Annotated in this window: 25 protein-coding genes; 7 read left to right on the top strand and 18 right to left on the bottom strand. The window is 66.2% G+C overall.

Annotated elements, in window-relative coordinates; genetic code table 11:
• Positions 1–22: 22 nt before the first annotated feature.
• Positions 23–865: a DUF3097 domain-containing protein gene (locus ACQCVD_RS01830; protein ID WP_426821975.1), complete on the bottom strand. Its 843-nt coding sequence runs from the start codon at positions 863–865 to the stop codon at positions 23–25.
• A 34-nt stretch (positions 866–899) separates the two neighbouring features.
• Here ACQCVD_RS01830 and ACQCVD_RS01825 point away from each other — a divergent pair, with 34 nt between their 5' ends.
• On the top strand, positions 900–1676 hold the full coding sequence (locus ACQCVD_RS01825; protein ID WP_426822084.1) for a hypothetical protein: 777 nt from the start codon (positions 900–902) through the stop codon (positions 1674–1676).
• Here ACQCVD_RS01825 and ACQCVD_RS01820 read toward each other — a convergent pair.
• The 3 genes from ACQCVD_RS01820 to ACQCVD_RS01810 all read right to left on the bottom strand — a co-directional run bounded on the left by ACQCVD_RS01820 (position 1643) and on the right by ACQCVD_RS01810 (position 5774).
• Positions 1643–2725, bottom strand: coding sequence for a ferrochelatase (locus tag ACQCVD_RS01820; protein WP_426821974.1), 1083 nt, complete (start codon positions 2723–2725; stop codon positions 1643–1645). The two genes, ACQCVD_RS01825 and ACQCVD_RS01820, sit on opposite strands and share 34 nt — an antisense overlap.
• 32 nt (positions 2726–2757) lie before the next feature.
• Positions 2758–4662: a DIP1281 family NlpC/P60 protein gene (locus tag ACQCVD_RS01815; protein WP_426821973.1), complete on the bottom strand. Its 1905-nt coding sequence runs from the start codon at positions 4660–4662 to the stop codon at positions 2758–2760.
• Positions 4663–5282: 620 nt separating this feature from the next.
• Positions 5283–5774: a DUF6676 family protein gene (locus tag ACQCVD_RS01810; RefSeq protein ID WP_426821972.1), complete on the bottom strand. Its 492-nt coding sequence runs from the start codon at positions 5772–5774 to the stop codon at positions 5283–5285.
• A gap of 267 nt (positions 5775–6041) precedes the next feature.
• On the opposite strand from ACQCVD_RS01810, the gene acnA reads away from it, so the two are divergent.
• The 3 genes from acnA to ACQCVD_RS01795 all read left to right on the top strand — a co-directional run bounded on the left by acnA (position 6042) and on the right by ACQCVD_RS01795 (position 10450).
• Positions 6042–8843 (top strand): aconitate hydratase AcnA, encoded by a 2802-nt coding sequence (gene acnA / locus ACQCVD_RS01805; protein ID WP_426821971.1) that lies wholly within the window; start codon positions 6042–6044, stop codon positions 8841–8843.
• A 111-nt stretch (positions 8844–8954) separates the two neighbouring features.
• Positions 8955–9521, top strand: a complete 567-nt coding sequence (locus ACQCVD_RS01800; protein WP_426821970.1) for a TetR/AcrR family transcriptional regulator — start codon at positions 8955–8957, stop codon at positions 9519–9521.
• 152 nt (positions 9522–9673) lie between these two features.
• Positions 9674–10450 carry a glutamine amidotransferase gene (locus ACQCVD_RS01795; RefSeq protein WP_426821969.1) on the top strand — a complete coding sequence of 259 codons (777 nt, stop codon included), beginning with the start codon at positions 9674–9676 and terminating at the stop codon, positions 10448–10450.
• 17 nt (positions 10451–10467) lie between these two features.
• On the opposite strand, the gene ACQCVD_RS01790 is transcribed toward ACQCVD_RS01795, so the two are convergent.
• The 3 genes from ACQCVD_RS01790 to ACQCVD_RS01780 all read right to left on the bottom strand — a co-directional run bounded on the left by ACQCVD_RS01790 (position 10468) and on the right by ACQCVD_RS01780 (position 12425).
• Positions 10468–11154: an NAD(P)-dependent oxidoreductase gene (locus ACQCVD_RS01790; protein WP_426821968.1), complete on the bottom strand. Its 687-nt coding sequence runs from the start codon at positions 11152–11154 to the stop codon at positions 10468–10470.
• 295 nt (positions 11155–11449) lie between these two features.
• Complete coding sequence (locus tag ACQCVD_RS01785) at positions 11450–12109, bottom strand: NAD(P)H-binding protein (protein ID WP_426821967.1); 660 nt, start codon at positions 12107–12109, stop codon at positions 11450–11452.
• A gap of 49 nt (positions 12110–12158) precedes the next feature.
• Positions 12159–12425, bottom strand: coding sequence for a PLD nuclease N-terminal domain-containing protein (locus tag ACQCVD_RS01780; protein ID WP_426821966.1), 267 nt, complete (start codon positions 12423–12425; stop codon positions 12159–12161).
• Positions 12426–12540: 115 nt separating this feature from the next.
• Here ACQCVD_RS01780 and ACQCVD_RS01775 point away from each other — a divergent pair, with 115 nt between their 5' ends.
• Positions 12541–12807 (top strand): ACT domain-containing protein, encoded by a 267-nt coding sequence (locus ACQCVD_RS01775; protein ID WP_426821965.1) that lies wholly within the window; start codon positions 12541–12543, stop codon positions 12805–12807.
• Positions 12808–12819: 12 nt separating this feature from the next.
• Positions 12820–14184: a PFL family protein gene (locus ACQCVD_RS01770; protein WP_426821964.1), complete on the top strand. Its 1365-nt coding sequence runs from the start codon at positions 12820–12822 to the stop codon at positions 14182–14184.
• A gap of 84 nt (positions 14185–14268) precedes the next feature.
• Here the strand turns inward: ACQCVD_RS01770 and ACQCVD_RS01765 are convergent, their stop codons facing one another.
• The 6 genes from ACQCVD_RS01765 to ACQCVD_RS01740 form a co-directional block, all read right to left on the bottom strand.
• Positions 14269–15966 (bottom strand): AMP-binding protein, encoded by a 1698-nt coding sequence (locus ACQCVD_RS01765; RefSeq protein ID WP_426821963.1) that lies wholly within the window; start codon positions 15964–15966, stop codon positions 14269–14271.
• 79 nt (positions 15967–16045) lie between these two features.
• The gene (locus ACQCVD_RS01760) at positions 16046–16867 is read right to left on the bottom strand and encodes a GDSL-type esterase/lipase family protein (protein ID WP_426821962.1); all 822 of its coding nucleotides are present in this window, start codon (positions 16865–16867) and stop codon (positions 16046–16048) included.
• Between the two features lie 196 nt (positions 16868–17063).
• Entirely contained in the window at positions 17064–17873 is an 810-nt protein-coding gene (locus ACQCVD_RS01755) for an alpha/beta fold hydrolase (protein WP_426821961.1), read from the bottom strand.
• A 21-nt stretch (positions 17874–17894) separates the two neighbouring features.
• Positions 17895–18398 (bottom strand): DUF1990 domain-containing protein, encoded by a 504-nt coding sequence (locus ACQCVD_RS01750; protein ID WP_426821960.1) that lies wholly within the window; start codon positions 18396–18398, stop codon positions 17895–17897.
• Between the two features lie 277 nt (positions 18399–18675).
• A complete protein-coding gene (locus ACQCVD_RS01745) occupies positions 18676–18852 on the bottom strand; it encodes a CsbD family protein (protein ID WP_426821959.1) in 177 nt (58 codons plus the stop codon).
• Positions 18853–19002: 150 nt separating this feature from the next.
• Positions 19003–20634, bottom strand: coding sequence for an ABC-F family ATP-binding cassette domain-containing protein (locus tag ACQCVD_RS01740; RefSeq protein WP_426821958.1), 1632 nt, complete (start codon positions 20632–20634; stop codon positions 19003–19005).
• Between the two features lie 109 nt (positions 20635–20743).
• Between ACQCVD_RS01740 and ACQCVD_RS01735 the strand changes: the two genes are divergently transcribed.
• A complete protein-coding gene (locus ACQCVD_RS01735; protein ID WP_426821957.1) occupies positions 20744–21406 on the top strand; it encodes a hypothetical protein in 663 nt (220 codons plus the stop codon).
• 89 nt (positions 21407–21495) lie between these two features.
• On the opposite strand, the gene ACQCVD_RS01730 is transcribed toward ACQCVD_RS01735, so the two are convergent.
• The 5 genes from ACQCVD_RS01730 to sufD form a co-directional block, all read right to left on the bottom strand.
• The gene (locus ACQCVD_RS01730) at positions 21496–21918 is read right to left on the bottom strand and encodes a metal-sulfur cluster assembly factor (protein ID WP_426821956.1); all 423 of its coding nucleotides are present in this window, start codon (positions 21916–21918) and stop codon (positions 21496–21498) included.
• The gene (gene sufU / locus ACQCVD_RS01725) at positions 21915–22361 is read right to left on the bottom strand and encodes a Fe-S cluster assembly sulfur transfer protein SufU (RefSeq protein ID WP_426821955.1); all 447 of its coding nucleotides are present in this window, start codon (positions 22359–22361) and stop codon (positions 21915–21917) included. The genes ACQCVD_RS01730 and sufU overlap by 4 nt, the downstream gene beginning before the upstream one ends.
• A complete protein-coding gene (locus tag ACQCVD_RS01720) occupies positions 22358–23656 on the bottom strand; it encodes a cysteine desulfurase (RefSeq protein ID WP_426821954.1) in 1299 nt (432 codons plus the stop codon). Before ACQCVD_RS01720 ends, sufU begins: the two co-directional genes overlap by 4 nt.
• 7 nt (positions 23657–23663) lie before the next feature.
• Entirely contained in the window at positions 23664–24419 is a 756-nt protein-coding gene (gene sufC, locus ACQCVD_RS01715; RefSeq protein WP_426821953.1) for a Fe-S cluster assembly ATPase SufC, read from the bottom strand.
• Positions 24420–24506: 87 nt separating this feature from the next.
• Positions 24507–25682, bottom strand: a complete 1176-nt coding sequence (sufD, locus tag ACQCVD_RS01710) for a Fe-S cluster assembly protein SufD (RefSeq protein WP_426821952.1) — start codon at positions 25680–25682, stop codon at positions 24507–24509.
• Positions 25683–25685: the final 3 nt, after the last annotated feature.

Raw genomic sequence — 25685 nt, 5'->3', positions numbered from 1 at the left:
CACAAACTACCGCAAAGTGTGACTACATGAGGTCAGACTTTGCGAGCTCGGGGGTGGTCACAAAATCAACGAGCCGCTCCACCGCCCCGATGAGCGTGGAATCCAGGTCCCGGAAGGATCCCACGGCGTTGTAGACGCGGTGCCACCCCTCCTTCGGGTCGGACCAGCCGAGCCGTCGGCAGATGCCGGTCTTCCAGTCCTCTCCGCGGGGAACCTCCGGCCAGGCCCGGATACCCAGCCGTTCCGGTTTCACCGCCGCCCAGATGTCGATATAGGGGTGTCCGGTGACCAGGACGTGGTCCCCGACCGTCTCCGTCATCCGGGTCTCCTTCGAGCCCTGGACCAGGTGGTCCGCCAGGACACCGACGCGGCGACCGGGCTCGGGCTGGAACTCGGCCAGCCTTTCGGGGAGGTTGTCCAGGCCTTCGAGGTACTCGACCACGACGCCTTCCACCCGTAGATCGTGCCCCCAGACCTTCTCGACGATCGCGGCGTCGTGAATGCCCTCCACCCAGATCCGCGAGGGGGCGGCGACCTTCGCCTGCACGTTGTCCACCCGCCGTGAGCCGGAGTTGGAACGCCGGGCCACCTGTTTCGGCACATGGCGCGTCAGCGTCACCGGCCTGCCCTCATGGAGGAACGCTCCCTCGCGTAACTTGAACAGCCGTTCGGTTCCCCGCCGGTCCTCGAGGCGCACGAAATCTCCGTCGTAGGTTCGCTCAAAACCGACCACCGCCCCGACGTAACCGTTCGCCTTCACCTCCACGACGAGACCGGGTTCGGCGGGGAGCTGGGGGTAGGTCGGGCGCACGTTCCGCGCGTGCCCCTTCAGGATGTCTCCGGAATAAGGATCATTGAGGCTCATGGGAATCAACCATATCGGCTACAATCTTCCCGTCATGGATATCCGCGCCAATGTCTACTCCCCGCTGCAGAACACCGCTGTATGGTTTGCCGCCTGGCTCCACGGGCAGGAATCCACCGATGGACTGGTCGACGCGCTCCACTCCCTGGGTGGCCGACACAGTCTGGTGGATGGACGGGGCATACCCGATCTGCTGCGTTCGCTCCGCGACGTCGCCGAGCACGCCACCACTGCGGCGGGCGACGGGGAACCCGTGCTGCGCCTGGTTCTCTCGGGTCCCGGTGATCCGCCCTCGCTGCGGGCGGGCAGCGAAGCGGCGCAGGCGGCGGCAATGAATGGCCGCGGGGCGATTGTCGTGCGTGACCTCGACCCCCTGACCTCCCATGTGCTCGTCCCATCCGAGGGGGAAGCAGGCACCGAATGGGAGTGGTTCGTGGAAACCGCCGCCCTGCCCGCACCGGCGTACCTGTCCCCCGGTGACGCCGATCGGCTGCTCGCCGAGGCCACGAGGCAGGCGGCGAGCCTCATCGAGGCCGCCGGTTACCGCAGTAGCCCATTGCGCAATCCGCGGCTGACGGTGGGGACGCTCGCGGACTTCTACGACGCCCCGGGACTCCCCGGCTCGGTGCCGCCCCGGGCGGCCAAATTGTTCGCCCGGGCCGATCGGGTGGCGGCGATCATCGAGACGGTCAAGGAGCGGGTGGGCGACCATTCCCTGGATCACCACCTGCTCTCCCTGACCCGGCACATCCGGCAGGCCCGGATGGCCGGGGTCAGTTACGCGGTCCGGGAGTTCGGCCGGCTGACCTGACAGCAGCCCGGGGCGCACGGGCGCCCATTGCTGGTGCAGCCGGACAGCGTCAGTCCGCCGAGCCGGGCGGGCTCCTCCCCGGCCAGCAGTTCCTCGATGAGATCGACGACCATGCGGGCGAACTCGGGACGGTGCCCCGCCGTGGCCACCCGCTCAAGGCGGACCCCGAGCTCGTCCGCGGCCTCCTGCAGCTCCGTGTCGAGGTCCCAGATCACCTCCATGTGATCGGAGATGAACCCGATCGGACAGCAGACCACCGTGTCGACGGCCTGCTCGAGGTGGAGCTCAGTGACGTGATCCACGATGTCCGGCTCCAGCCACGGGGTGGCGGGGTTACCGGAACGGGACTGCCACGCCAGATCCCAGTCCTTGACGCCGGCGGCCTCGGCCACCAGACGGGACGCCTCCGCCACCTGCCGGGAATACAGGTGTGGATCCTCGGGGCCACCGGCGGCGGCGTCGGCGGCCGTCGGGACAGAGTGCGCGGTGAACACCAGCTTGGCGTGATCGCGACTGCCCACCGGGAGAGACTCATAGGAATCCCGGACATGCTGGGCCATCGTCTCGATGAACAACGGATGATCGTAGAACTGGCGCAGTTTGGTGAAGTCGATCAGCTCCAGCCCCTCCCGCTCCAGGTGCTGCCGGACCCGCTGGATGTCCTCATGGTACTGGAGGCAGGCGGAGTAACCGGCCCACGCGGAGGTGGCGAAAACCAGGGCCCTTCGCACGCCGTTGCGTGACATCTGGGCAGCGGTGTCCTCCGCCAGCGGGTGCCAGTTGCGGTTGCCGAAGTAGACCGGCAGGTTCATTCCCCGGTCACTGAGTTCGGTGCGGACGTGGTCGATGATCTCCCGGTTCAACCGGTTGATCGGGCTGATACCACCGAAATTGTAGTAGTGCTCGCCCACCTCCCGGAGACGGTCCCGGGGGATGCCGCGGCCACGGGTGACATTCTCCAGAAACGGAAGCACCTCGTCCTCTCCTTCCGGGCCACCGAAGGAGAGGACGAGGAGGGCGTCGAAAGGCTGAGTGGATGATTCAGGCATGTCCAAATCATACCAACCTATAGGACTGGAACCTAGATGAGACGCACCGCGGAGGGGCTCATCCCCGACCACCGGACGTCGCTGATCTGCACGGAAGAGCCGGACTGGGGCGCTTCGAGCATCTTCCCGCCACCGAGATAGATGGCCACGTGGTGCTCGGCGTCCGGACCGTAGAAGATGAGGTCGCCGCGCTCCATATTGCTGGGATCGACCTTGGTGCCGTGGTGGTACTGGTAGCCAGTATAGTGCGGCAGCGCGAGACCGACACCGGCGAAGGCGTAGACCATCAGTCCCGAGCAGTCGAAGCCGACCTTGTTGTAGTCGCCGAAGGTGTCGGCCACGCCGCCGTCGCGGATGCCCCGGGTTGGCCCGTTGGCGTCACCGCCGCCCCAGGCATAAGGCTGGCCGATCTGACTCTTGGTCCGAGCGATCACCATCTCGATCTGCTCCTCCCGGGTGCCGGTGACCGACTCCCGGGCCTGCTCCGAGACGGTCTCGAAGGTGTTGAGTGGGTCCAGGGGCACCTCCGGCGCGGCCGGATCCACTGTGCCGGTGGAATCCTCCGTGGCAGAACCCACAGAACCACTGGAACCGTCGGTGGAGCTGGTCTCCGACGTGGCAGTCTCCGGTCCCCCGGTGGCCGCCGGGGCAGCTTCAGCCGCCAGCGGGCTCTGGACTGCCGCGATCGGGACGTCGGTGCTGCCCTCGTCATCCGGATACGGGTTGTCGAGGGTGTTGTGCTCCGCGGTCTGCTCAGCGACCAGCGCGGCCGTGGCCACGGAGGCGGCCGTGACCGCGGTGTCCCGCAGTTGGCGGACGGTTTCCTCCCGCTCGACCGCCTGCTCCGCCTCAAGGAGGGCGCGTTCAGCCTCCGCCGCTGCATCCGCCTCATCGGTAACGGGTTCTGCAGCTGTGGTGGGGGCAGTCGTTACCCCGGAGCCCGTCGTCTCCGTGTGATCTCCGGTCTCCCGCCCTTCGGCAGGCGAGCGGGTCGCGCCCTCCGCAGCAGTGGTTTTCCCGGTTGTCTCCGCGGCCCGCTGGGTGGCACGCTCGGCTGCTTCCTCCGCCTCGCGACGTTCCGTGGCGGCGGCAGCAGCTTCTTCCTCCGCCGCCTTCCGCTGCTCCTCCGCAGCGAGGTAATCCTCGTACTCCTGGCGTTGGGAGTGCAGTTCCTCAGCGGACTGACGTGAGCGGTTCAGCTCGGCCTGGGCCGCGTCGCGGTCCGCGAGTAGACTGTCCCGCTCTGCGGAGATCTCTGCCAGTTCCGCATTGGTGGTGGCGATCTGCGCTTCGGTGTCAGTGCGGGCCTGCTCTGCCGCAGCTTCCCGCTGTTCTGCCAGATTGCGGGCCTCCCGCAGCTGGGACTCCTCGTTTGCCTGCCGGGTGCGCAGTTGGTCCAGCTCCTCGATCGCCGTGCGCTGCTCCTCGGCGTTGACCCGGAGGAAGGTGCGGCGGTCGAGAGCGTCTTCGGCACTGTCGGCGCCGGCGGCCTCAGTCACCGCTCCGTTCTTCGCACCATTGCGGTAGGCGGACCGGGAGATTTCATTGAGCACGTCCTGGGCGGCGTCGATCTCAGTCTGCGTGTCGTCGAGCCGCTCCCGTGCGGCGGTCACGGCCTGGCGTGCCTGTTCCGCATTCGCCTGGGCGTCATGGAGGTCCACGAGCGCCTTGTTGACGCTTTCCCGCAGTGCCCCGATATTCAGTTCCAGCTCGTTGATCTTGGTCTCGGACCGGGAGATATCGCCCGCGAGCCCGGATACAGCCGAAGCTCCGGACTCGACGCGGGACTGCGCCTCTGCGAGGGCGTCATCAGGGTTGACGGGCTCGGCGAGTGCCGGAGTCAACGGATTGATGGCAGCGGCGCAGACCGCGATCACGACGCTGCTGCGCACGAGCGTGCGCAGCCGATGTGCGCGAGTGGGGTGTGGTGAAGCCACAGATACTCCTACTCCAGGATCCGAGTGGAGTTCACAGAGCGCGTTCACCCGGATCAACCGATAGATCCATTGGTCACGGGCAAGTCACAATCGAGACTCCGCTGTCACCGTGTCCCCTTCGGCAAGCTTCCCCACGTGCCCGGGTCAATGGCTTTCACTCACCATCGTCAAGCCTTTAGTCTTGACTATGGGCGAGCGAAGTGACGTCATCTCGGTTATAACTATCGACCCGTGAGCCGACATTAGAACCATAGGTCACACGAGCTGCAGCTGCAGAAATCTGCCGCTCGCACATCTCCGGTCAACGGGCCAACCGTTACCGGAATGTGTCAATGGGCCAGCAAGATCACGGAATGAAATCACTTTAGTGATTATGGTCACATCTTAGTTTTCCGGTGCCCCGCACCCCTCCCGCAGCCACGTGGAGGGCAGGGGCGGTGCGGGGCGGCGCGTCTGCGGTCGGCCTTGAGTGGCGACTCCGGGGCAGTGTCGTAGCTGTTCGGGCCGCTCCCGAGGGGCATTTCCCGCACTCCGCCCTCGAGACTTTCCAGGGCTGCTGTATCAAGGGCATTCACTTGACTTCAGCGCTTCGACGACGCTGCAAACATGAGGGTCGTGGTTTATGTGGGCACCGTGGTCGAGCGCCGCACGCTCAACGCAGTCACCACCACAGCCACGGCGACCGCAGCGAGCATCAGGGCGGTGACAGCCACCCAGTTCGTATCCGTTGCGGTGACCTGCTCCGCCAGGTTGCGCGTAGCGGTGACGTAGTCGCTGTCGGCGAGGAAGCGCCATTGCGCGGTCTCGATATCGGCCCGACTGTGGATGTCGCTGACGATTGCGCCCGAGCCGGGGCTGCGCACGATCACCGTGTCCAGGTCCACGGCGTTGAGGAGGTCCTGGGCGATATCCCGCTGATCGGCGGATCGGGCGGGGGTGTCGTCGAGGATGGCGATCCCGGCCCGGCCAAACTCAGACCCGGCGGCCTGCTGCAGCACGTCCTGCAGTTCCCCCTCCATTGAGGGGTAAACGTCGCCGGTTTCGCCGATGGCCACCCCGTCCTCAGCCAGTTGGCGGGCGAGGTCGTCGATGTTGACATCGGCGGGAATCATGCAGGTGACCGTCCTTGTGCGTGCTGTTTGTTGAGCGTGTGGGGCTGTGGGCAAGGCTAGTGGCAGAGGTGTGACGTTACCGGCTGCGGCGCGCCGGGGAGGGTTGTGCACTGAACAGAACGCTCGTACTGTTAAGCTATGGGCAACCGGCGGCACACCGCCCTAGACTTGGTGGTGCGACTCGTCGCGTCCAGACGGTTTCCACTTCCAGCCGATGTCGGTGCCGTCGACGGAACTACCCATTAATCCGAAGTATTGGAGCTCACTGTGACTGAAAGCAAGAACTCCTTCAATGCCAAGCGCAAGCTTGAAGTTGGCGACAAGTCCTATGACTACTTCGCCCTCGACGCTGTGCCCGGTATGGAGAAGCTGCCCTACTCCCTGAAGGTTCTCGGCGAGAACCTGCTGCGTCACGAAGACGGCAAGAACGTCACCGAAGACCACATCAAGGCTATCGCCAACTGGGATCCGGCGGCAGATCCGGACACCGAGATTCAGTTCACTCCGGCCCGTGTCCTCATGCAGGACTTCACCGGTGTCCCCTGTGTCGTCGACCTGGCGACCATGCGTGAGGCCGTCCAGACGCTCGGCGGTGACCCGGACGGAGTCAACCCGTTGAACCCGGCCGAGATGGTCATCGACCACTCCGTCATCATCGAGAGCTTCGGTTCCGCCGACGCGCTCGAGGAAAACGTCAACATCGAGTACCAGCGCAACGAGGAGCGCTACCAGTTCCTGCGTTGGGGCACCGGCGCCTTCTCGAACTTCCGCGTGGTCCCCCCGGGAACCGGTATCGTCCACCAGGTCAACATCGAGTACCTGGCCCGCGTGGTCTTCGATAACGAGGGCGTCGCCTACCCGGACACCTGCGTCGGCACCGACTCCCACACCACCATGCAGAACGGTCTGGGCATCCTGGGCTGGGGCGTCGGCGGTATCGAGGCCGAGGCCGCCATGCTCGGCCAGCCGGTCTCCATGCTGATCCCGCGCATCGTGGGCTTCAAGATCTCCGGTGAGATCCCGGGTGGCGTGACCGCCACCGACGTGGTGCTGACCATCACCGAGATGCTGCGTGAGCACGGCGTCGTCGGCAAGATCGTCGAGTTCTACGGTGCCGGCGTGGCCGAGCTGCCGCTGGCCAACCGCGCCACCATCGGCAACATGTCCCCGGAGTTCGGCTCCACCGCCGCCATGTTCCCGATCGACGATGTCACCACCGACTACCTGCGTCTGACCGGCCGTGACGAGGACGACGTCGCCCGCGTTGAGGCCTACGCCAAGGCCCAGGGCATGTGGCTGGACAAGGACAACGCCCCGGAGCCCGAGTTCTCCGAGTACCTGGAGCTGGATCTGGGCGACGTCGTGCCCTCCATCTCCGGCCCGAAGCGTCCGCAGGACCGCATCATCCTGGCCGAGGCCAAGGAGCAGTTCCGCAAGGACCTGGGCAACTACACCAACGGCTCGGGCGTGTCCTCCGTGCAGGACTTCGTCGCCGAGGGCGGCAGCACCGGTGATCGTGGTGTCGGCCGCGACCTCGCCGCGGTGGCCGCCGGTTCCCCGAACCTGGCCCGCAGCGCCGACGGACGCGCCAGCAACCCGGCCAAGGTCGATTACGCCGGTCAGGAAATGGTCGTCGACCACGGCATGGTCGCCATCGCCTCCATCACCTCCTGCACCAACACCTCGAACCCGTCAGTCATGCTGGGTGCCGGTCTCGTCGCCCGCAACGCCAACAAGCTGGGTCTGAAGGCCAAGCCGTGGGTCAAGACCTCCATGGCACCGGGTTCGCAGGTCGTCACCGGCTACTACGACCGCTCGGGCCTGTGGGAGGACCTGGAGGCCCTGGGCTTCTACCTCGTCGGTTACGGCTGCACCACCTGCATCGGTAACTCCGGCCCGCTGCCGACACCCATCTCGGACGCGATCAACGACAACGACATCGCCGCCACCGCCGTGCTGTCGGGCAACCGTAACTTCGAGGGACGCATCTCCCCCGACGTGAAGATGAACTACCTGGCATCTCCGATGCTGGTCATCGCCTACGCCATCGCCGGCACCATGGACTTCGACTTCGAGAACGAGCCGCTGGGCAAGGACCAGGAGGGCAATGACGTCTTCCTGAAGGACATCTGGCCGTCCCAGGAGGAGATCGACGAGGTCATCGAGTCCTCCATCTCCCGTGACATGTACGTCGAGGACTACAAGGACGTCTTCACCGGCGACCACCGCTGGCAGTCCCTGGACGTCCCGGAGGGCAAGGTCTACGAGTGGGACGAGAACTCGACCTACATCCGTAAGGCCCCCTACTTCGATGACATGGAGGTCGAGCCGGCCCCGGTCGAGGACGTCAAGGGCGCCCGCGTCCTGGCGCTGCTCGGTGACTCCGTGACCACCGACCACATCTCCCCGGCCTCCACCATCAAGCCGGGCACCCCGGCCGCCCAGTACCTGGACGCCAACGGTGTCGAGCGCAAGGACTACAACTCCTTCGGCTCCCGCCGTGGCAACCACGAGGTCATGGTCCGCGGTACCTTCGCCAACATCCGGCTGAAGAACCAGCTGCTGGACGACGTCTCCGGTGGTTACACCCGCGACTTCACCCAGGAGGACGCACCGCAGTCCTTCATCTACGACGCCGCACAGAACTACAAGGAGCAGGGCACTCCCCTGGTCGTTCTCGGCGGCAAGGAGTACGGCACCGGTTCCTCCCGTGACTGGGCGGCCAAGGGCACCCGCCTGCTGGGTGTCAAGGCAGTCATCGCCGAATCCTTCGAGCGTATCCACCGCTCGAACCTGATCGGCATGGGTGTCATCCCGGCGCAGTTCCCGGAGGGCGAGTCCTGGTCCTCCCTGGGGCTCGACGGCACCGAGACCTACGACATCTCCGGCATCACCGCCCTCAACGACGGTGACACCATCCCGGAGACCGTCCACGTCACCGCCACCAAGGAAAACGGTGAGAAGGTCGAGTTCGACGCAGTGGTCCGCATCGACACCCCCGGTGAGGCTGACTACTACCGCAACGACGGCATCCTGCAGTATGTGCTGCGCCAGATGATCAACTCCTAGGTCATCCCGCACCACGAAAGGGGCTGTACCCCGGCGCCAGGGCCACGCCCGGACGTCGGTGGTGCGGCCCTTTTCGGGTCCCCGGGCCCATTCACACCAAGGAGGCCGAAGTTGCCCGTTGTCAGTAATATCGAGCTGACGAAACGCCGTCAGGAAATTCTTGAGGGGGCACGTCGCTGTTTCGCCGAGCACGGTTTCGAAGGTGCCACGGTGCGTCGTCTGGAAGAGGCCACCGGAAAGTCCCGGGGCGCGATCTTCCATCACTTCGGTGACAAGGAGAATCTTTTCCTGGCGCTCGCGCGGGAGGACGCCTCCCGGATGGCAGCGGTGGTCGCCGAGGAGGGTCTTGTTGAGGTGATGCGGGAATTGCTCGACCATCCCGAACGCCATGACTGGTTGGCCACCCGACTGGAGATCACCCGGATGCTGCGCACCGACGCTGGCTTCAAGGCCCGTTGGCAGGAGCATCAACAGGTTCTGGACGAAGCCGTGCAGGAGAGGCTGCGGCAGAACGCCGAACAGGGGCGGATGCGCACCGATGTCCCTCCCCGGGTGCTGCACGTCTACCTGGAGACGGTGATGGATGGGTTCCTGACCCGGTTGGCATCAGGCAGACCTACCGAAGGACTGTCGCAGGTGCTGGATCTGGTTGAGGACTCCGTCCGCATCCGGGGTTGAGACCCTCCCGACCGCCGTCTCCCCGTCCCCGTTGTCTCCGGCACCGCCGCCGGAGACGACGGGGACGTTTATGCGGTGGCCCTGCGGGCTCCCCTGCCACCGGGCTCCCCGCCGACTGGATCAAATGAACCGCTTTGTCTATACTGCTCGGTATGGTTTCAGTTCTCCTTGTCTCGCCCCGTCAGGATGCAGCGGTCGCTGCCGCCGAATACCGCGACGTCATCCGGGCCACCGGTCTGAGTACGGAGGAACTGACCCAGCGAATGCTCGACGGTCCGGAAAGCCGGATCGGTGATCTCGCCGGCTTCGACGGCGTCATCGTCGGCGGCAGCGCGCTCAACGTCACCAACGCCCGCTACGATGCCTGGCAGTTACAGGTCCACGCCGAATTATCCTGGTTGGCACGCCAGCAGATCCCCACCCTGGCGGTCTGCTACGGCACCACGTTCCTCGCCCATGCCACCGGCGGCGAGGTGGGGCACAGTCATCCGGAGGCCAGTGGGCCCACGGTGGTCGAATTGACGGCGGCGGGCCGGGTCGATCCGCTCACCCGGGGCCTGCCGGAACGATTTACGTCGCTGACCGGGCACACGGAAAACGTGACGGCCGTCGGTCCCGGTGCCGTCGTGTTGGCCACCGGACCGACCTGTCCGGTTCAGATGGTGCGCTTCAACGGCTCCACCTGGGCCTGCCAGTTCCACGCTGATATGGATGCGGCGGCGATGAAGGCCCGCATGGACTTCTACTTCGACTACGGCTACTTCTCCCCGGAGGATTATGACGGCATCGTGGCGCATCTCCCCAGTGTGGACACCACGTGGTCCAACCAGTTGCTACGGACCTTCGTGCTCCGCTGTGCCACCGGCGAGCTCCGGGGCGGGCGCACCACGGACAGCATCCTGTCCCCGCCCGTGGTGCCGATCGGATGACCGGGGTGCCGCCGCTCTCAGAGCTCGCTGACAGGTGCCTGACCGTCGGTGAATGAAAGCAGCTTCTGCTCGGGGAGACTGTCACGTCCCGTCATCTCGGTGATGAGGTCAGCCACGAGGTAACGGGAGGTGTAGCTGTCCCACAGCTGCCCGGTGTCGCCATCGATCACTCGTCCACCGGATGTGTTCTCCTCCATCGTCAGTGCCCCCGGGGCGAGGATCAGCACCTCCAGATCCGAAGTCGCCAGCAGCTCCCGGTCCACCTCCTTCTTGGACTCCGCATAGGGGTAGAAGGAGTCCTCCGGATCAGTCTCATGGGTCAGCGAGCCGAGGAAACTGAGCATCAGGTATCTCGGGACGTGCTCGCCCCGGTCCTTCAGGTTCTGCATGGCCTGCAGGGATGTCAGGGCAGAATCCCGGTCCAGAGCATAGGTCTCCCCCGCCCCCGCGACGTCTCCCGCGGTGGCCGCCCAGATGACCACGTCAAAATCCTTGAGCCGCTTCTCCCAGGTCTCCACCTCCAATCCGACGATGTCACGGATCAGCGGGGTTGCGCCGATGGCTTCGATATCGGAGACGTGATTGGGATTGCGGATCACCGACGTCACATCATGCCCCGCTTTGATCAGCTTGGGAGTGGCGATGAGAGCGGTGCGACCGTGTCCGCCGATGATCAGTACCTTCTTGCTCTTCGTGTCAACCATGTCCCCACCTTAGTGAAGCGCACCGTCCTTCGCAGCGACCCAATTCTCACCGGGGCCCCGACTGAACACCATGTCACACCAGGATCCGAGGTCAGTCCCGGGGCGGGGCATCTCAGGTGAGACCCGCCGGGCGGGAGTTGCTGCCCGACGGCTTATCGGTGGCGGCGTGGCGATCTCCTCCCTGATGGAGGATCCTGCCCGGCTCCTCAGCACGGAACACGCGCCCGCCAGACTTCCGTCGAAGAACGTCGGTGGGACTGTGCCCGGGCAGCCCCTACGGTGAGCTGCCGCGGTCTCACAGGGCGGCGATCTGGCCGTCCCCGTCAGAGAAATGCAGGCGTGTCCGACCGAGTGTCTGCGGACGACCGGCCAGCTCCGCGATCACCCGGGCCAACAGCTCCCGCGACGTGGTCGGCGAGCAGTTGCGGGGCAACGACGGGTTCTCGACGTCCAGCAGCATGATGCCGCGGGCGGGATCATCGGACAGTGTGGTGGGCCCCAGGACCGCCGCGTCCTCGAGGGAGGAGAGCTGCAACCGCTTTCCGACGGCCCGTTTTGCGGCGCTGAACGACGCCGCCGGTGCGGTCACGGGGCCCGCGTAGCCGACCGTGAGGAAACGCGCCGGATAGGCGATCCCGTCCAGGGCATCGATCAGGGTGATCACCGCATCGCGGTCCACGGCCGGGCAGCAGCCGGTGCCCTCCGGTCCCCCGACGCCGGCTGTCCAGACAACCACGTCCATCCCATCCAACAGGGCCTCCCAGGTTTTCCGGTTGGCGCGTGTCACGTCCTGGATCAACGGGGCCGCCCCCAGTTCCTCGATATCCGGCACCCGGTCTTTATCCCGGATCACCGAGGTGATCGCGAAACCCGCCGCCTGGAGCAGTGGCGTGGTCAGTCGGGCAACTCTGCCGCTGCCGCCCACCAGCAGGGCGTTTCTCCCGTTTGCGCACATGCCCTGATCCTAGGCGGGAAGTGGTGGTTGTGCAGCGGGTTCGGCGGAGTCACCGCCGTGGCTTCTTCCTCCCGAACAGCCAATAAGCCGCCGGGCCGAAGAAATTGACTCCCGTGGCCAGCCGCCACAACCATTTGGGGCCCCGGACCTCGTCCCTGCCACGGCGGGCCAGCGAGATCCAGGTGGCCACCTTCCCCGCCACCTCGAGCGCCACCGCGGCCGCGAGCACCACCTCGCCCTTGGGGCCGATCTTCTCGCGCAGTTCGCGGCGCTGCTGTTCGATGGACTCGCGCGACGGGATGAAATTGATCTCCATGGTCGCTGATTCTAATCGACACCGGCCCACCGCGAGGGGCATTCCACACGGGAGCCTCCCCGGTGCGCCGGGTCGAAGCAGGACGTGCGGGAGACCACCGGTAACATGGACACGCATGTACGCCATCATGACTGTCACCGGGTTGGACCACACCGGAATCATCGCGGCCGTGTCCACGGCCCTCGCCGAGCAGAACATCAACATCCACAATGTCTCCCAGACGATCATGGACAACTTCTTCACCATGATTCTGCACGTCTCCCTCCCGGAGAGCACAGACATCGCCACCGTGCAGGAGCGTATGACCGAGGTGGAGCAGCAGGAGAGCCTGGTCATCCGCCTCCAGTCAGAGGACTTCTTCACCGCAGTCAACGAGATTTAGGGGCCGATACACATGGCTTTCGACGAAAAAGGCACCCAGATCCTCGACACGATCGAGATGATCGAGAAATACCGTCTGGACATCCGCACGGTGACGATGGGCATCAGTCTGCTGGACTGCACCCGGTCCACCATGGCCGAGACCTGTGAAGCGGTCTACGACCGGGTCTCCCGCCAGGCGCGCCAACTGGTGGAGACCTGCGAGGGCATCGAGCGCGAACTCGGCATCCCGATCGTGAACAAACGGATCTCCGTCACCCCGGTGGCCCTGATCAGCGCCGGACTCGCCGGCAATCCGGTGGACATCGCCCGGGCCCTGGACCGTGCCGCCAAGGATGTCGGCGTCAACTTCATCGGCGGCTACTCCGCGCTGGTGGAAAAAGGCGGCACCACCGCCGAGAAGCAGCTGATCCGTTCCATCCCGGAGGCCTTGAGCGAGACCGACGTCGTCTGCTCCTCGGTCAACATCGCCTCCTCGCGGGCCGGCATCAACATGAACGCCGCCGCAGAAATGGGCCGGGTCATCAAGGAGGCGGCCGCCCTCACCGCCGACCGCAGCGCCATCGCCTGCGCCAAGCTCGTGGTCTTCGCCAACTCGGTCGGAGACAACCCGTTCATGGCCGGTGCATTCCACGGCATCGAGGAACCGGACTGCGTGGTCAGCGTCGGGGTCTCCGGCCCCGGCGTTGTCGCCCGGGCGCTCGGTGACATGCACGGCGCCTCCCTCAACGAGGTGGCCGAGGAGATCAAGAAGGCGGCCTTCAAGATCACGCGTGCGGGCCAGCTGGTGGGCAACCTCGCCGCCGAGCGGCTCGGCGTCCCCTTCGGCATCGTCGATCTCTCGCTGGCCCCCACGGCCGAGATCGGCGACTCGGTGGCCAACATCCTGGAGACGATGGGACTGGATCAGGTGGGCACCCACGGCACCACCGCCGCACTCGCACTGCTCAACGACGCCGTGAAGAAGGGCGGCATGATGGCCTGCTCCCGCGTCGGCGGCCTCTCGGGTTCCTTCATCCCGGTCTCCGAGGACAAGGGAATGATCGACGCGGTACGTTCCGGCGCCATCTCGGTGGACAAGCTGGAGGCCATGACGGCGATCTGCTCGGTCGGCCTCGACATGATCGCGATTCCCGGCGACACCTCGGCGGAGACCATCGCCGGGATGATCGCCGACGAGTCCGCCATCGGCGTGATGAACCATAAGACCACGGCGGTCCGCGTGATCCCGGTGCCGGGCACAGCGCCCGGGGACGAAGTCAACTTCGGTGGTCTGCTCGGTTACGCGCCGGTCATCCCCGTCAACCAGGTGGGCAACTCGGCCTTCATCAACCGCGGCGGCTTCATCCCCTCCCCGGTCCACGGTTTCCGGAACTGACCGGTCCCGTACCCGCGACGGCGCGGTGTCCCCGGGAAGGGGGCGCCGCGCCGTGGTGATTGTACCGGCGGACCGGTAGCTTCCCTACCCGACGTCGGGCAGCAGCCGCGGGACGACCTTGCCGGCGTCGTTGCGGGGCAGCTCCTCACACCAGACGATGTTGTCGGGGATGTTGTGGTGCGCCAGGTTGTCGGCGGCGAGTCGGCGCACGGCGTCGTCGTCCAATGCTCGGCCGATCTCGTCGTCGGTCCGGACGAGGTAGCAGTTCAGGTCCGCGATGATGTCGTTCTGCACGCCCTTGACGTAGGCGTCGGCGATGCCATTCTGCTTGACCAGGAACTCCTCGAGCTCCCGCGGGTAGACGTTCTCCCCGCCCTTGATCACCATGTCGTCGGAGCGGCCGCGGACATGCAGGAAGCCGTCCTCGGCGAAATAGCCGAGATCCCCCGTGGCCAGCAGCCCGCGGTAGGAGCGGATCTCATCCTTGGCCGACAGGTAGCCCTCCATGGTCTCGGAGTTGGCGCTGTAGATCTCGCCGACCTCGCCCTGCCCCGCCTCGGTGCCGTCCTCCCGGAGGATGACGGTGACCACTCCCGTGGCCACCGTTCCCGCGCGATCCGGGTCAGCGGCCAGCTCCGCGCCGCTGGCCACCGCGACGGGACCGTGCTCCGTGGAGCCGTAGAAGTTGCAGACGACGGGGCCGAAACGGTCGTTGAGCGTGCGGACCAGTGACGGCGGGATGGCGTTTCCGGAGGAGACGATGAACTCCACGGGGCGGATCCTGTGGCGCAGCCCGGGGTCGACCGTCTCGGATTTTTCCAGCTCGGCGACGAAGTCCCGGAGGAACACCGCCGCCGAGACCACCCCGGTCACGCCGTAGTCCGCGACGTCGGTCACCGCCTGCACCGGATCGAAGGTCCGGCGCAGCACCATCGTGGACTTGGTCAGCAGGGAGATGTTCAGGTTCAGCCAGCCCCACGCGTGGAAGAGGGAGGCGGAGAGCTGGATGGTTCCCCCCAACCGCCACGGCACCTTCGGTAGCACGGCGTTGAGCACCTGCGGGGTCTTCGGCACCCCGCGTACCACGCCCTTGGGCGTGCCCGTGGTTCCCGAGGACATGATGATCGTCGGGTGCTGCTTCGGACGCATGGGCAGCGGGGCGGTCGGGTCGGCGGCCGCGATGACGTCGTCGAGCTGCGGAAGTGCCGCCACGGCGGCGGGCAGGGAGCCAGGTTCCGGGTTGTAGCCGAGGATGATGTGGGTGCCCGGGACCTCTCCGACGTCGGCCACGTACTCGGCGTCGGCGATCAGCACCACTCCCCCGTATTCCGACAGGATGCCCTTGACCTGATGGCCGGAGGAATAGGGGTTGATGATCAGTGGGCTGGCCCCCAGGTAGGCACAGGCCACCAGGGACAGCGGGCTGACGCGGCTGTTACGGGCGAGCACGCCCACCTTGCTGCCGGCCCGGACTCCGCGGGCCTGCAGGGCCCGGGCGAGTCCCCGGGCGCCGTCCCGCAGCTGCCGGTAGCTCAGCTGCCCCATGTCGTCGACGACGGCGACCCGGTTCGGTGAGTGGCTGGCGGCTGTCTCCAGCAGGAAGGCGAAGGACATGCCGTAGCGGGCGAAGGCCTTTCCCAGATCCATCAGGCCGCCGGCCCCGCGGAAGTGGAGGGCGCCGGCGCTGGCGAGTGGCGGCACGGCTTCCACGAATTGGCGGGCCAGAGCGGTGCGCGGGATCTCCACGTCGAGGGTCGAGCCGAGAATCTGCTGTTCTGCCATGGAGTATGAGCTTTCTACAAGATAGTGCCCCGCACCCCGTGTGGCACAGGGACGGGAACAGGGGTGAGGGGGTGGGCGGTCAGGCGCGGGCGATGATACCGCCGACCTCACGGTTACCCAGGTCGGTCATGTGGAACGGCAGGTTCCGGGACTGCCCGAAATCGACCAGGGCGCCGAACCAGCGCTGGCTGTCCGGTGAGCACATGTCATGTCCCCGGGAGGCGGCACGCACGTCCACGAACTGGGTGCCGGTCCGCTCCGCCAGGCCCTGCTGCATCGAGTGGATCAGGTTCTCCGACTGGGCGATGATCGGCAGCGGCTCATAGGTGTGGATGTTGTTGCCCAGCTGCAGGAGGCAGACGGCGTGGCCGTTGGTGATCGAGGGGTAACCGACGACCTTGATCTGGGCATTCGGGGCAGCCGCCCGGATGCGGTCGACCTGGCCGGCGGCGACGTTGATGTAGGTGTCCCGGATCCAGTTCTCGGTGGCCCCGTTCAGCAGCGGACCATAGGTGTCGTTGAACCCGAAGTTGATCAGGACTTCCTGGGTGCCCGGCGAGAGGTGGCCGTCGGCCAGGGCATAGTCCACCTGCGTGGACAGGTTCGTGGTCCCACCGCTGAACACCGAGGCGCCGGTGCAGGAGTAGTCGTGCGCGGTCAGCCCCTGCTGCCGGGCCGCGTGCTTGGCGAAGCCGTTGGGGTCGGTCGGGCAGTTCCGGGCCTCGCTGCTGGAGGAGACGCCGATGCGGCTGTCCGCCCACGCCGGGATGGACGGGTTGGACATCACGGAGTCACCGAAGGCCACCAGGGCGTTCGGACTCGCAGCGGCCTGCGGAACAGTCGACAGGCCGAGAGCGGTCAGCACCGTTGCGGCTACCGCGGCCAGGGAACGAATTTTCATAGTCAATACCACCTTCAGGCGTTACTTCGGTCAACGTGGCCGAGTCGTTACCCTGTGCAGGTTACCGCAACTTTGCCCGCCAAAACGAACTGAACACGCTAATATTCAGTAGCCAATAATAACCACTTCAGCCACAACAGCAACACGCCTTACGCAGCCAGGGCGGCCTCTTAGCTGTTTCACGGTAACAAACAGATTAAGACATTGAAGCAATGAACCCGGCAACCCGCCGGGGCCAGCCCAGGATCTCCGTCTCCGTCTGCGCCACGGCAAAATCCGCCGGGCGCAGCAACTCCTGCAGCTGTTCCGCGGTACTCACCGGGTGCGCGGGGTCATCCGCCCGGGCCAGCACCTGGACCGGCAGCTGCAGCCTGCGTAATGACGCCGCGTCCGGCAGGTCCGAGCGCGCAGCACCGAGGTAGACCGCCGGCGCCGTCCCCGGAGCGAGGTCAGGGGCGGAAAACGGCTGATCCGCCCCGATCGTCGGGGTCGGCGCCTGTTGTGCCAGGAGGTTGACGAAGGTTGCGAACCCGTGGCGGTGCAGGAAATCCACGGCCTCCTCGTAGCCCGCAGCCTGCGCGGCCCGTGTCCCCCAGGCGGTCGGCGGGATCAGCAGGCTGAGTGAAGCGAGGGGGAATAGCCCGGCCACGGCCGCGTGGAGCAGGGTGCCGGCCCCCATCGAGGCCCCCACCCCGTGCACGGGCCGGCCCGGGAACGCCTGCCCGACCACCTGGGCGACCAGGTCCGCGTGGGCGGCCCAGGTGTGGTCGGCGGGGTCCGTGCTGCCGGTGGATTTCCCGTGCCCCGGGGCGTCGATACGCAGCACCCGCAGCTGCCCCGCACCGGCGGTGGCACTGGAACCGGTGGCGTCCTCGCGGGCCCTACTGGAGCCCAGGCCGTGGAGCTGGACCACCGGCGGGCCGGTGACCGGGCCGCTGAGTGTGGCCGACAGGCGCAACGGTCCCCGTGGGGTGTGGACGATGAACCGCTCTTCTTCCGCTGACATGGCTAGGCAGTATAGGAGTTCTCAGGGGCGCATGCCACGCAGGTAGGCGTCCGTGATGAGCAGCTGGGCCGCACGGGTGACGGGGGCACCTACCCGGGCCCACCACCGGGCGGGCCGGGAGAAGGCGACGCAGCGGCCGCGCACGGTTCCGTCGGCGCCGAGCTCAATCAGGAACGCCTCCTCCCCGGACTCGACATGCCCAGGCAGGGTGCCGTAGACCAGCTCCGTACGGCGTCCGGTCCGGCGCTCCCGGAGAATCCGGCACCGCGAGGTCACTGGGCCGATACGAAGTGAGACCTCGTCCCCTGCCCGGTTCACCCGGATACAGGCGTGGGCGTGTGCCTGCCAGGTCAGCAGCCGTCGGGAAGCCGCGGCGTAGCAGTCCCTTCCCTGCCCCAGCACAAGACTACGGTCCGTGATCTGCCAGCCGTCCAGGCCCAGCGAGGGAGCGGGACGGTCGGTGGCCAGCCGCAGACTCGCACCCCGCAGTCCCGTGGGATAGGTCAGTTCCTCGTGCGCGGGCATACTCAGGTGGGCTCGACGATCTCCATGTGCTCGGCCACTTCCGATGTCTTCCAGGGCCTTCTCCTCTGTGCCGGTAACAGCGATTCTATTCGGTCTGGCATATCTTCCGTTGCTATCGGTCCGGGACTGCCCTGCGGGATCTCTGCGAGATATTGCGGGCCGATTGGCACGGTGATTTTTCCTCGGCGAGGCGGGGGCTATGTCTGCGGTAGCAGGTGGACATGAGGACACCCCCTCTCACCCGGAGGTGAGAGGGGGTGCGGCGTTGCCGGCCGTCCTAATTGTCGGTGAGCTTGTCCTTGGCCTCTTCGGCCTTCTGCTTGGCGTCGCCCTTGACCTGGTCGGCCTTGCCCTCGCCCTTGAGCTTCTCGTTGTCGGTTACGTTACCGGCCGCTTCCTTGGCCTTGCCGGAAGCCTTCTCTCCAGCATTCTTGATCTTGTCGCCGAGTCCCATGGTGGTTCTCCTCTCGATAGGTGAATTGCTGTACACAACTAGGTTACCGAGATTGATGCCGGCTCGCAGACGGTCACAGGCAGGTGCGGGACCAGCGCCGGACGAGAATGGACGGAAAAAGGCGTGACCTTGCATTTAACTCGGGACTGGCTAGGCGAGCTCGACGATCTCCATGTACTCGTCGTTCCACAGGTCCTCGGTGCCGTCGGGCAGCACGATGACGCGCTCCGGCTCCAGAGCCTTGACGGCACCCGGGTCGTGGGTGACCAGGACGACGGCGCCGGTGTAGGTGCGGATGGCGTCGAGCACCTGCTCTCGGGACACGGGGTCCAGGTTGTTCGTGGGCTCGTCCAGCAGCAGGACGTTGGCGCGGGAGGAGACGAGCGCCGCCAGGGCCAGGCGGGTCTTCTCACCGCCGGAGAGCGTACCCGCCGGCTGTTCCAGCTGATCCCCGGAGAACATGAAGGCGCCGAGCACCCCGCGCAGTTCCTGCTCGTGAGCGTCCGGGCAGGCCTCGATGGTGTTCTGCCAGACGGACTTGTCCGGGTCGATGGTGTCGTGCTCCTGGGCGAAGTAGCCCACCTTGAGACCGTAGCCGGAGACGATGCCGCCCTCGCCGTCGGTGCGCTCCACCCCGGCGAGCAACTTCAGCAGCGTGGTCTTGCCGGCGCCGTTGAAGCCCAGCACCACGACGCGGGAACCCTTGTCGATCGCCAGGTCCACGCCGGCGAAGACCTCCAGGGAGCCGTACATCTTGGTCAGGCCCTTGGCGTTCATCGGGGTCTTGCCGCAGGCGGCGGGCTCCGGGAAGGAGATGTGGGCGAATCTGTCGGCCACCCGCACCTCGTCGAGGGAGTCGAGCATGCGGTCCGCCCGCGCGGCCATCTGCTTGGCCGCCCGTGCCTTCGTGGCCTTGGCCCCGAGTTTCGCCGCCTGGGTGCGCAGGGCGTCGGCCTTCTTCTCGGCGTTGGCGCGTTCGCGGCGGCGGCGGGCTTCATCGGTGGCCCGGGCGTCCTTGTACTTGGTGAAGCCCATGTTGTAGACGTCCGCCTCGGCGCGTACGGCGTCGAGGTACCAGATCTTGTTGCACACGTCGTCGAGCAGTTCGACGTCGTGGGAGATCATGATGAGACCGCCCTCGTGCTTGGCGAGGAAGCCGCGCAGCCAGTTGATGGAGTCCGCGTCCAAGTGGTTGGTGGGCTCATCCAGCAACAGCGTGGTCGCGGACTTTCCGGAGCCACTGGTGGCGGCGAAGAGAATCTGGGCCAGTTCCACGCGGCGGCGCTGGCCACCGGAGAGGGTGGCCAGCTTCTGATCCAGGATCCGGGCCGGCAGGCCGAGGTTGTCACAGATCTGGGCGGCTTCCGCGTCGGCCTCATAACCGCCGAGGGAGGCGTACTGCTCCTCGAAGCGGGAGTACTTCCGGATGGCGGCGTCCCGCTTGCGCTCATCGAGCGTTGTCTCCATGACCTCCTGCTGCCGTTCCATTGCGCTGCGGAGCTCGTCCAGGCCACGGGCGGAGAGCACCCGGTCACGCGCGGTCTGTTCGATATTGCCCTCGCGGGAGTCCTGCGGGAGGTAACCGAGTTCCCCCGACGAGGTCACGGTGCCACCGTAGGGCTGGGTCTCCCCCGCCAGGATTCGCATCGTGGTGGTCTTGCCGGCGCCGTTGCGGCCGACCAGTCCGATCCGGTCACCGGCCTGGACACGAAGATGCTGCCCGGGTGCGGTGAGCAGGGTTCGGGCGCCGACGCGTACTTCAAGGTCATTGGTGACAATCACAACCGCCCAGTCTATCAATCCATCGGCCTGAAACTAAACGGGACCGGTGGCACCCCCACTGCGGCCCGGGCGGCTGCGTGAACAGCTGACGCAGCCTACACTTCGGATCATGACGCAGCCCACTTCCAGCGGCACTTCCCCGTGGCGGGGCCGACGCCGGCGGAACCGGCCGGGCGGACTCACCGTCGGCAGTGACGGCGAGCAGCTGGGGCGGGACTACGTGGTGCGTTATGCCACGTCGGCCTACCAGAACGGCACCATGGTTCTCCGCTTCCCCACCCCGCCCGGGCGCCGGGATCTGATCGACGCGATCGCCGACTACGGAGTGGCGCCGGCCAGTATCGAGGAGATCGACGCATCACCGGTTCCCGCGCTCACCGACAGGTCGGCGCCGCGGGCGGCGCCCCAGAGGCCGCCGGTCCAGCGCTCCCCCGGCCGGTCCACGCCGGAAACCTCATCCCCGCGGGGCCCGGGGGCAAGCCCCACCATCGGCTCCGGCACCTCCGGGAAAGGTGTCGGACGGCTGCTGGGCATTGTCGTCGGGGTGTTCCTGGTGTTGAGTCTGCTCAACGTCGGGGCCTTCGACCACGGCAGGTGGACAGGTTCCTACTACTCCGGTGATGACCGCGCGGGTTACTGCACCGATTCGATCGGGCTGCTCGCCCCGGCGGAGCAGGGCTTCTTCCAGCAGCTGGTCTCCGATGACCCCACCAGCTTCCCCGTCACCCCACCGAATACGGCCTATCTGCTCGGTTGCCTCAGCGCGGGCTGACCCCCGCCCCGGACAGGTTCGGGGTCACGCGCCACAACGCCGAACACCCGGCGAACCAGAAGGTTCGCCGGGTGCGGGATGCGTCGCGCTTAAACCGCGAAGCCGAGGGCACGGAGCTGCTCGCGGCCTTCCTCGGTGATCATGTGCGGACCCCAGGCGGGGACCCACACCCAGTTGATCGTGAGGGTGTCGACGATGCCGTTGCCGACGGCCGCCGACTGGGCCTGGTCCTCGATGACGTCCGTCAACGGGCAGGCCGGGGAGGTCAGGGTCATGTCCATCTTGCCCTCCCGTTCGCCTTCGATCCAGATATCGTAGACCAGACCGAGGTCGACCACGTTGATGCCCAGTTCCGGGTCGATGACATCGTGCATGTACTCCTCGATGTCCGCGGCCATGGCGATCTGCTCTTCGGTCTGCGGCGGTTTGGACTGCTGCTTCTCGAAGGTCGCGCTGCTCTGGTTCTCAGCGTCGGTCGGGCCGGTGCCCTGAGTGGTGTCTGACTCGCTCATAACTTCTCCAATGCATCGGATGTGGCCGCCTGGAACGCCTTCCACCCCAACAGGGCGCATTTGACGCGGGCGGGGTATTTGGACACTCCGGCGAAGGCGATTCCATCGCCGATCACGTCGGCGTCACCTTCCTTTTTACCGCGGGAGGTGACCATTTCCTCGAAGGAGCCGAGCTTGGCCATCGCCTCCTCGACCGGCAGGCCGATGATCTCCTCGGCCATCACGGAGGTCGAGGCCTGGCTGATCGAACAGCCGGAGGCGTCATAGGAGACGTCCTCCACGGTCTTGCCGTCGGCCGAGAGCCGCACCCGCAGGGTGAGCTCATCACCGCAGGAGGGGTTCACGTGGTGAACTTCAGCCTGGTACGGCTCCCGAAGCCCGGAGTGCATCGGGTGTTTGTAGTGGTCCAGGATCACTTCCTGGTACATCGATTCCAGGTTCACTTACCCACCCCAAAAAATTCCTTGGCGGTCTGGATCGCGTCCACCAGGACGTCGATCTCCTCGTGCGTGTTGTACAGGTAGAAGGATGCCCGGGCGGTGGACTGGGCGTCCATGCACCGGTGCAGCGGCCACGCGCAATGGTGGCCGACACGGATGGACACTCCGTTGTCGTCCAGCACCTGTCCGAGATCGTGCGGGTGAATGCCGTCCACGACGAAGCTGATTGCGCCGCCGCGGCTGGCGGTGTCGGTCGGGCCGAGAATCCGCAGTCCTTCGATGGCCGCCAGCTTAGGCAGCGCATAAGCCACGAGGTCCTGCTCGTGAGCGTGGATCCGGTCCATGCCGGCGTCCCGCAGGAAATCGACGGCGGCACCAAGGCCGACGACCTGGCTGGTCATCTGGGTGCCGGCCTCGAAACGCTGCGGCGGAGCGGCGAAGGTGCTCCCTTCCATGGTCACAACCTCGATCATGGATCCGCCGGTCAAGAAGGGCGGCAACGCGTTCAAGTGCTCAGCCTTGCCGTACACCGCACCCACTCCCGAGGGGCCGAGCATCTTGTGCCCGGAGAATGCGGCGAAGTCCACGTCGAGCTCGTGGAAGTCGACCGGCATATGCGGAACGGACTGGCAGGCATCCAGCACGGTCAGCGCCCCGACCGCCCGGGCCCGACGGACCAGCTCGGGAACGTCACTGATGGCACCGGTGACATTGGACTGGTGGGTAAACGCCACGACCTTGACGCTATCGTCGAGTTCCAGCGACTCCAGGTCAATCCGGCCATCCGCGGTCAGCGAATACCACTTGAGGGTGGCACCCGTGCGACGGCAGAGCTCCTGCCAGGGCACCAGATTCGCATGGTGTTCAAGTTCCGTGACCACAACGGTGTCGCCCGCGGCGACCTGCAGATCACCCGCGCGATCGTCACCGAGCACGTAGGCGACCAGGTTGAGTCCCTCGGTGGCGTTCTTGGTGAACGCGATCTCCTCGGAATCTGCCCCCACGAAGGCCGCGATATTCTCGCGGGCGGTTTCGTAGGCGTCGGTCGCCTCCTCCGCGAGCTGGTAGGCACCGCGGTGGACCGGAGCGTTGGTGTGCAGCACGAAGTGTTCCTCAGTGCGCCACACCCGTTCCGGCCGCTGGGACGTGGCCCCGGAGTCGAGATAGACCAGGGGCTTATCCTCGCGCACCGTGCGTGAGAAGATCGGGAACTCGGCCCGGATGGCAGCGACGTCTAAGGTGCCATCGGAGTTGGTGAAGGAACCGCTCGGGGCGGCTGGTGCAGTGGACGTTGTCATGTTCACCTCACAGGAACTGTTCGTAGCCGTCTGCCTCCAGCTTGTCGGCGAGCTCGGGGCCACCGGAGGTGACCACGCGTCCGTCGGCGAAGACGTGGACGACGTCCGGCTTGACGTAGTTGAGGATCCGCTTGTAGTGGGTGATCAACAGGATGCCACCGTTGGTCTCCTTCTGGTAGCTGTTGATCCCGTCGGAGACGATCTTCAGGGCGTCGACATCCAGACCGGAGTCGGTCTCATCCATCACGGCGAACTTCGGCTTGAGGATGTCGAGCTGGAGCACCTCGTGGCGCTTCTTCTCACCGCCGGAGAAACCCTCGTTGACCGAACGCTCACCGAAGGAGGGGTCGATGGCGAGGTCTTCACGGGCCTGGCGGACCTCCTTGACCCAGTCGCGCAGCTTCGGCGACTCACCCCGCACCGCCGTGGCCGCGGAGCGCAGGAAGTTCGACATGGACACGCCCGGGATCTCGGTCGGGTACTGCATGGCCAGGAAGAGACCGGCGCGGGCCCGCTCGTCGACCTCCAGGTCGAGGAGGTTCTCGCCGTCCAGCAGCACCTCGCCACCGGTGATCTCGTAGCGGGGGTGGCCGCCCAGGGCGTAGGCCAGGGTGGACTTGCCGGAGCCGTTCGGGCCCATGATGGCGTGGACCTCGCCGGAGTTGATCGTGAGGTTGACGCCCTTCAGGATCTGCTTCGGCTCGGCGTTGTCGTCGTTCGGCAGGACCTGGGCGGTGAGGTTCTTGATTTCAAGGGTGCTCATAATGCTCTTTTCGGGTCTAAAAGTCTTGACTGAGATAAGGCTTGGGGTCGAGGAAATGCAGGCCGTGGGGATCCCCGACCGGGGATCCTAGGCGGTGATGGCCTCGAGCTCGGCGGTGATGCGCTGCTCGAACTCCTCCCGGACCGACTCGACCGGGACGCGGTTGATGACCTCGGAGAAGAAGCCACGGACGATCAGGCGGCGCGCCTCCTCCTCGTGGATGCCGCGGGACATCAGGTAGAACAGGTGCTCATCGTCGAAACGTCCGACGGTGGCGGCGTGGCCCGCTCCGGTGATCTCACCGGTCTCGATCTCCAGGTTCGGCACGGCATCGGCGCGCGCGCCTTCGGTGAGCACCAGGTTGCGGTTGACCTCGTAGGTGTCGGTCCCCTGGGCATCGGCGCGGATGAGCACGTCACCGACCCACGCAGTGCGGGCCTCCGGCTTATCGCTGTCCGGATCGGCCTGCAGCGCACCCTTGTACATGACGTTGGAGCGGCAGTTCGGGAAAGCGTGGTCGACCAGCAGACGCTGCTCGAAGTACTGTCCGTCGTCGGCGAAGTAGACACCGAGCAGCTCGGCGTCCCCCCCCGGGGCGGTGAACTTCACACGCGGCACCACGCGCACGACCTCGCCGCCGAAGGTGGCCAGGTTGTGGCGCAGCACGGCGTCGCGGCCGACCAGCGCGTGGTGGCCGGACAGGTGCACCGCGTCGTCGGCCCAGTCGATGTCGACCACGACGTTCAGACGGGCGTTGTCCCCGATGACGAACTCCAGGTTGTCGGCGTGGGTGCCGGAGCCGCGGTAGCGGATGACCACGGTGGCCTCCGCTCCCTGCTCAACCTCGACGACGGTGGCACCGAAAGAGGTGACGTCCTCGCCACGGCCGGTGATGGTGACCAGCACCGGCTCCTTGTTGACGGTGTCCCGGTCGAACTTCACGAACTGCGCGGAGGGCATGGAGGTCCATGCCTGTGCGGCGACCCGGTCCACCGGGGCACCTGCGCGACCGAGTCGCTGGTCGTCCTTTGCCAGGGTCTCGGCGCTGACACCGGTCGCTCCCTCGGGCACCTCTACGGTGACATCCTGCTCCACGGCCTCGGCGAACTTGTCGTTGTGGAGACCGCGCATCCGACGCAGGGAGATGAAGCGCCAGACTTCATCACGGCCACGCGGGACATCGAAGTCCGCCACGTCGTAGGAGGAGAAGATGTCGCCCTTGGTGTTGTGGGGCGTGCCAGCTTTAACGGTTGTGTCGGTCATTCC

This window comes from Corynebacterium halotolerans (assembly GCF_050107895.1).
Lineage (GTDB): Bacteria > Actinomycetota > Actinomycetes > Mycobacteriales > Mycobacteriaceae > Corynebacterium > Corynebacterium halotolerans_B.
The sequence above is the reverse complement of the archived record's forward strand: the minus strand, read 5'-3'. Positions and strand labels throughout refer to the sequence as shown.

Excerpts from the sequence above, each read along its gene's own strand:
- ACQCVD_RS01765 (WP_426821963.1), bottom strand. The coding sequence starts at position 15,966 with ATGGCAGAACAGCAGATTCTCGGCTCGACCCTCGACGTGGAGATCCCG.
- ACQCVD_RS01790 (WP_426821968.1), bottom strand. The coding sequence starts at position 11,154 with ATGGTTGACACGAAGAGCAAGAAGGTACTGATCATCGGCGGACACGGT.
- ACQCVD_RS01770 (WP_426821964.1), top strand. The coding sequence starts at position 12,820 with ATGGCTTTCGACGAAAAAGGCACCCAGATCCTCGACACGATCGAGATG.
- ACQCVD_RS01730 (WP_426821956.1), bottom strand. The coding sequence starts at position 21,918 with ATGAGCGAGTCAGACACCACTCAGGGCACCGGCCCGACCGACGCTGAG.
- ACQCVD_RS01830 (WP_426821975.1), bottom strand. The coding sequence starts at position 865 with ATGAGCCTCAATGATCCTTATTCCGGAGACATCCTGAAGGGGCACGCG.
- ACQCVD_RS01755 (WP_426821961.1), bottom strand. The coding sequence starts at position 17,873 with ATGTCAGCGGAAGAAGAGCGGTTCATCGTCCACACCCCACGGGGACCG.
- ACQCVD_RS01775 (WP_426821965.1), top strand. The coding sequence starts at position 12,541 with ATGTACGCCATCATGACTGTCACCGGGTTGGACCACACCGGAATCATC.
- ACQCVD_RS01760 (WP_426821962.1), bottom strand. The coding sequence starts at position 16,867 with ATGAAAATTCGTTCCCTGGCCGCGGTAGCCGCAACGGTGCTGACCGCT.
- ACQCVD_RS01820 (WP_426821974.1), bottom strand. The coding sequence starts at position 2,725 with ATGCCTGAATCATCCACTCAGCCTTTCGACGCCCTCCTCGTCCTCTCC.
- ACQCVD_RS01825 (WP_426822084.1), top strand. The coding sequence starts at position 900 with ATGGATATCCGCGCCAATGTCTACTCCCCGCTGCAGAACACCGCTGTA.
- ACQCVD_RS01795 (WP_426821969.1), top strand. The coding sequence starts at position 9,674 with ATGGTTTCAGTTCTCCTTGTCTCGCCCCGTCAGGATGCAGCGGTCGCT.
- ACQCVD_RS01785 (WP_426821967.1), bottom strand. The coding sequence starts at position 12,109 with ATGTGCGCAAACGGGAGAAACGCCCTGCTGGTGGGCGGCAGCGGCAGA.
- ACQCVD_RS01810 (WP_426821972.1), bottom strand. The coding sequence starts at position 5,774 with ATGATTCCCGCCGATGTCAACATCGACGACCTCGCCCGCCAACTGGCT.
- sufD (WP_426821952.1), bottom strand. The coding sequence starts at position 25,682 with ATGACCGACACAACCGTTAAAGCTGGCACGCCCCACAACACCAAGGGC.
- ACQCVD_RS01750 (WP_426821960.1), bottom strand. The coding sequence starts at position 18,398 with ATGCCCGCGCACGAGGAACTGACCTATCCCACGGGACTGCGGGGTGCG.
- ACQCVD_RS01720 (WP_426821954.1), bottom strand. The coding sequence starts at position 23,656 with ATGACAACGTCCACTGCACCAGCCGCCCCGAGCGGTTCCTTCACCAAC.
- ACQCVD_RS01780 (WP_426821966.1), bottom strand. The coding sequence starts at position 12,425 with ATGGAGATCAATTTCATCCCGTCGCGCGAGTCCATCGAACAGCAGCGC.
- ACQCVD_RS01735 (WP_426821957.1), top strand. The coding sequence starts at position 20,744 with ATGACGCAGCCCACTTCCAGCGGCACTTCCCCGTGGCGGGGCCGACGC.
- ACQCVD_RS01745 (WP_426821959.1), bottom strand. The coding sequence starts at position 18,852 with ATGGGACTCGGCGACAAGATCAAGAATGCTGGAGAGAAGGCTTCCGGC.
- sufC (WP_426821953.1), bottom strand. The coding sequence starts at position 24,419 with ATGAGCACCCTTGAAATCAAGAACCTCACCGCCCAGGTCCTGCCGAAC.